This is a genomic window from Microbacterium sp. K41, assembly GCF_004794395.1.
GTDB classification, from domain to species: Bacteria; Actinomycetota; Actinomycetes; order Actinomycetales; family Microbacteriaceae; genus Microbacterium; species Microbacterium sufflavum.
Map to the genome: position 1 here is coordinate 1 of NZ_SSDO01000229.1, position 5,383 is coordinate 5,383.

5 protein-coding genes are annotated in these 5,383 nt (G+C 68.9%); 1 reads left to right on the forward strand and 4 read right to left on the reverse strand.

All coding sequences use genetic code 11. The annotated features are described in order from the left end of the window. From DW309_RS06350 to DW309_RS06365, 4 genes are all read right to left on the reverse strand, one after another. Positions 1-967 (reverse strand): glycoside hydrolase family 3 protein (locus DW309_RS06350; RefSeq protein WP_275090151.1); only part of this gene is annotated, 967 nt, incomplete at its 3' end. After that, positions 964-1,797, reverse strand: a complete 834-nt coding sequence (locus DW309_RS06355; RefSeq protein ID WP_136032291.1) for a carbohydrate ABC transporter permease — start codon at positions 1,795-1,797, stop codon at positions 964-966. The genes DW309_RS06350 and DW309_RS06355, both read right to left, overlap by 4 nt. Continuing rightward, a complete protein-coding gene (locus DW309_RS06360; RefSeq protein WP_136032289.1) occupies positions 1,794-2,768 on the reverse strand; it encodes a carbohydrate ABC transporter permease in 975 nt (324 codons plus the stop codon). Before DW309_RS06360 ends, DW309_RS06355 begins: the two co-directional genes overlap by 4 nt. A gap of 15 nt (positions 2,769-2,783) precedes the next feature. Further along, on the reverse strand, positions 2,784-4,073 hold the full coding sequence (locus DW309_RS06365) for a sugar ABC transporter substrate-binding protein (RefSeq protein ID WP_136032286.1): 1,290 nt from the start codon (positions 4,071-4,073) through the stop codon (positions 2,784-2,786). A gap of 151 nt (positions 4,074-4,224) precedes the next feature. Here DW309_RS06365 and DW309_RS06370 point away from each other — a divergent pair. After that, a partial coding sequence (locus DW309_RS06370; RefSeq protein ID WP_136044883.1) for an LCP family protein occupies positions 4,225-5,383 on the forward strand: 1,159 nt, incomplete at its 3' end.

The window sequence follows — 5,383 nt, forward strand, 5'->3', positions numbered from 1 at the left end:
CGGCCTCCTCCACGCGCTCGCGCGACAGCGAGCCGTCGCGCAGCGCAGCCACGATCCCGTCGCGCGCAGCACGGAAGTCGCGCAGATCCTGGTCGGGCAGCGCCGCCTCGCCGGGGTTGGTCGGATTGCCGATGCACAGCAGGTCGACGCCGGCGGCGAGGGCACGTGCCGCGCCGCCGCCGAGCCCGACGGTCTCGCGGATCGCGGCCATGTCGAGCGCGTCGGTGATGATCACGCCGTCGAAGCCCCAGTCGCGCAGGATGCCGAGCACGCGCGGGTTGAGGGTCGCCGGAGCGTCGCCCCACCCGGGAACCACGATGTGCGCGGTCATGACGGCGTCGACGCCCGCCTCCACCGCGGCACGGAACGGCTCCAGGTGCTCGCGCTCGTACTCGTCGAGGTCGAGGTCGATCCGGGGCAGCGCATGGTGCGAGTCGACGTGAGTGTCGCCGTGACCCGGGAAGTGCTTCACGCACGCCGCCGCCCCGCCGTCCTGGATGCCGTCGAGCATCGCGACCGCGTGGCGCGACACGAGCTCCGTGTCCGCGCCGAAGGACCGCACGCCGATGACCGGGTTGCGATGATCGGTGTTGACGTCGGCGACCGGGCCGAGCACGACGTTGCCGCCCACCGCCCGCACGCGGCGGGCGAGCTCCGCACCGGTGCGCTCCGAGGCGACGAGATCGTCGAGCGTGCCGAGCTGCGCCGCGCCGGGGAGCGTGGAGCCGGTGGCCGACTCCAGGCGCGTGACGCTGCCGCCCTCCTCGTCGACGCCGATCAGCGCCGCGGGGTTCGCGTCGAGGATCTGGGCGCTCAGCGCCGGCAGCCCCTCTCCGACGTTCTGCCCGAAGTACACGACACCGGCCAGTCCATCGCGCAGCTCATCGAGAAGCCACGCGGGCGCCTCCGTACCGAGGAAGCCCGGCCACAGCACGCCGTTCGCCAGGCGCTCCAGTTCGTCGGTCATCCCTTCACCGCCCCGGCGACCATGCCGGCGGAGAGCCGACGCTGCACGATCACGAAGAAGATCATGACCGGCACGGTGATGATGGTCGATGCGGCCATGATGCTGCCCCAGTCGTTGGAGTAGAGGCCGAAGAACGACTTGAGGCCGATCGACACCGTGTACTGGTCGGTCTGGGCACCGAGGATCGTCATCGCGAAGATGAACTCGTTCCAGGCGGTGATGAAGCTGAAGATGCTGGTCGCGACGAGACCCGGCATCACCAGCGGCAGCAGCACCGAGCGGAACATTCGCCACCAGCTGGCGCCGTCGATGTACGCGGCCTCCTCCAGCTCGACGGGCACGGCGGCGACGAAGCCGCGCAGCATCCAGATGCCGAACGCGAGCGACAGCGCCACGTACACCACCATCAGACCGATGATGCTGTTGAGCAGGCCGAGGCTCTTCACCTGGAGGAACAGCGGGATCACGAGCGCCTCGAGCGGCACCATCTGCACGACGAGGATCATCATGAGGATCGTGGTGCGGAACTTGAAGCGGAAGCGCGCGACGGCGACCGCCGCGAGCAGGCACACCAGCGCGCTGACGAGCACCGTGACGAGCGCGACGATGGCGGAGTTGCGCAGGTAGGTGCCGAAGCCGCCCTCGGTGAGCACGAACGCGAAGTTGTCGAACGTGAACTCCTGCGGCAGGAGCGACTGCCCACCGCTGGAGGCCTTGCCGTCGAGTGCGCTGGAGACCATCCAGTACACGGGGAACAGCGTGAAGATCAGGACGGCGGCGACGCCGATCCCGAGACCGATGCGCGAGCGGAGCCGGGGGCGCGGGTTCACAGCTCGTCCTCCTTCATGAGCGACCGGATGTACACGATCGTGATGCCGATCAGGACGAGGGTGAGCAGCACCGCGAGTGCGGCGCCGAAGCCGTAGCGGTTCTGCCCGAACGACTCCACGTACGACCACACGCCCAGGTTCAGCACCTGGCGGTTGCCGCCGCTGCCGCCGGGCATCAGGTAGACCTGCGCGAAGACCTTGAAGTCCCAGATGGTCGACAGGATGATGACGACCGAGAAGACGGGCTTGAGCGTGGGGAAGATGATCTTCCAGAAGCGGCGCCACGCACCGGCGCCGTCGAGGGCCGCGGCCTCCAGCATCTCCTTCGAGACGCCGAGGAGCCCGGCGAGGACCGTGATCGCCACGAACGGGAAGCCGTGGTGCACGACATTGAGCAGCACGATCGCGTAGAACGACCACTGGTTGGTGAACCAGTTGACCTGGCCGTCGATGAGGCCGAGGTCCTGGAGCACCGAGTTGAAGATGCCGCGGTCGGCATCGAAGATGAACGTCCAGACGTAGGTGCCGGTCACGGCGGGCATCGCCCACGCGACCATGATGCAGCTGGACACGATGGTGCGCCACACGGTGCCGAGGCGCGCGAGCAGCAGCGCGACCAGGGTCCCGAGTGCGACGGTGGTGAACACCGCGACGGCCGCGAAGCCGACCGTGTTGGGGAGCACCACCGTCCACAGGGTCGGGTTGGTGAGCGCCTCGACGTAGTTGTCCAGGCCGATCCAGTTGTTCTCGCCGGTGTTGATCTCGCGCAGTCCGTAGTCCTGCAGCGAGTAGATGAACACCTGGACGAGCGGCCAGAGCATGAGCACCGCGAGGATGATCAGCCCGGGCGCGAGGAGAAGCCAGGGACGGGCCGTGACGAGCGAGAGTCCTCGCTTCTTCCGGCCGCCGGCCACGGAGGCGGAGGTGGACTCCGCCTTCGTGGCCGGCAGTGGCGCTTGCACCATCGACATGGAAGGAGTGGTTCCTTACTGGTTGAGCAGTTCGGTCATCTCCGCAGCGGCGTCCTTCGTCGCGGTCGCGACGTCCTTCTGCCCGCTGAGGATGGCCTGGATCATGGCGTTGGTCGTCTTCTTCGCCTGCACGGCGCCGAAGTTCGGGGTGACCGGGACGGACGCGCCGCCGTCGACCATCTGCTCCGCGAACGGGGCGACGAGCGGGTCGGTCGAGGCGAGGGCCTCTTCCATCGCGGACTGCACGCCGGGGAAGTAGCCGGTCTCGTCCGACCACTGCTCGGCGAACTTGCCGGTGGTCATGAGCTTGACGAACTCCCACGCCAGGTCGGCGTTCTTGGTGGTGTTGAAGATCGACAGGTGCGAGCCGCCGAGCACGGACGGGGCGATGCCGCCGTCCTGGCCGGGGATGACCGCGGCGCCGATCTTGCCCTCGAGCTCCGGGTTGGCCTCGACGAGCGCGTTCGGGGTCCACGATCCGGAGAGCATCATGGCGACGTTGCCCTGCGTGAACGCGTCACGGAGGTCGGTCTCCTTCCAGGTGGTGGCACCCGCGGAGGAGAAGCCGTGCTCGGTGGCCAGGCCCGTGTAGAACTCGATGCCGGCCTGCGACTCGGCGCTGTCCAGCTCGCTCGTCCAGGTGTCGCCGTCCTTCGTGGCGATCTCGCCGCCGGCGCCCCAGACCCAGGGGTAGACCTGGAACTCGGCGTCGCCCGCGACCGGGAAGGGCAGCATGTCGGGCTTGGCGGCCTTGATGGCCTCGCCCGCGGTGACGATGTCGTCCCACGTCTTCGGAGCCTCGAGCCCGAGCTCCTCGAAGACATCGGTGCGGTAGACGATCGAGCGGACGCCGGCGTACCACGGCATGCCGTAGAGCTCGTCGTCGTACGTGCCCGCGACCGAGAGGCCCTCGACCAGGTCGTCGCGCAGGCCCTTCTCGCCGTCGACGTACTCGTCGATCGGGAGGAGCGCGCCGGCGTCGGCGAACTCGGCGGTCCAGGTGGTGCCGGTCTCGGCGATGTCGGGGGTGGTGCCGCCGGCGATCGAGGTGACGAAGCGGTCGTGGGCGTCGGCCCACTGGATCTCCTCGATCTTGACGGTCGCGCCGGTCTCCTCCTCGAAGGCCTCGGAGACCTTGTCGTAGAACGCGGTCGCGTCGGGGTTGGTCCCCTTCATGATCCAGACGGTGAGCTCCTTGCCCTCACCGTCGGCCGAGCCGTTGTCGCCACTGCCGCCGGCACAGCCGGCCAGGGCGATCGTGGCGGCGGCGCCGAGCGCCACTGCCGGAAGAATGCGCTTGTGCATGAAGGGATCTCCTCTTTGAAAAAGTCCAGGTAGGCATCGGGTGCAGACCGGGGGATAGGAAAAAGTATCCACGACTAACTAATTCCCTGCAAGTTCCTCCCAGAATCGTCACACCCCCGTAACATCGGGCTCCGCCGGTAGGCTCGCGCCTATGCCACGCCGCGGACACGACGCCGATCGCCCGACCATCGCCCGCCACGCCCCGCAGCGCACGCGCAGCACCGCCGGACGGGTCTTCCGGCTCCTCGGCATCTCCCTCGCCGTCGTGCTGGTCTCCGTCATCGGCGTCGGCACGTTCCTGATCGTCGACCTGTTCGCCCGCATCGGCGACGACGCCGTGGTGCTGGAGGGAGCCCCCGAGGTCGACCCGCCCACCATCGGCGCCTACCCCGCCGACAAGTCCTTCAGCATCCTGATCGCCGGGACGGACGAGTGCGGAGAGCGCGCGACCGCGCTGTTCGCGGAGCGGTGCGAAGAGGCCGACGGACTCCGCCGCAACGACGTCACCCTCCTCGTGCACGTCTCGGCCGAGCCCCGCAACGTCACGGTCGTCTCGCTCCCCCGCGACCTCGGCGTCGAGGTGCCGGAGTGCACCCGGCCCGACGGCTCCGTCGCATCGGCCATGCAGAAGGCGCGCATGAACTCCCTGTTCGAGCACGCCGGGCTCTCGTGCGTCGCGAAGACCGTCAGCACGCTCGGCGACATCCCGATCGAGTTCGCCGCCGCCATCAGCTTCGACGGCGTGATGGCCGTGACCGACGCGATCGGCGGCGTCGAGGTGTGCATCGCGGGAGAGGGCATCCGCGACCGGCACACGGGCATCGACTGGCCGGCGGGCATGCGCACCGTGTCGGGCGTCGAGGCACTGCAGTTCATCCGCACCAGGCACGGCGTGGGCGACGAGAGCGACCTGGCGCGCATCTCCAACCAGCAGCAGTACATGTCGCGCCTCGCGAAGAAGGTGCTCAGCGAGGAGACGCTCACCGATGTGCCGACGGTGCTGCGCATCGCGAACGCCGTGGCCGACAACATCGACCCCAGCGAATCGCTCAACGACCCGCTCCGGCTCGCGCAGCTCGCGCTCGCCCTGAAGGACGTGAAGTTCAGCGACTTCGTCTTCGTGCAGTACCCCAACGTGGTCGACCCCGACGACGACGACCGCGTGGTGCCCAACGAGGCCGCGGCCGAACAGCTGTGGGCGGCCATCAAGTCCGGACAGCCGCTGCAGCTGACCGGCGACGTGGCGACCCGCCGCGGCGTGGAGCTCGTGACACCGGCGCCGGGCGAGACCGACGGCACCGCCGCGACCC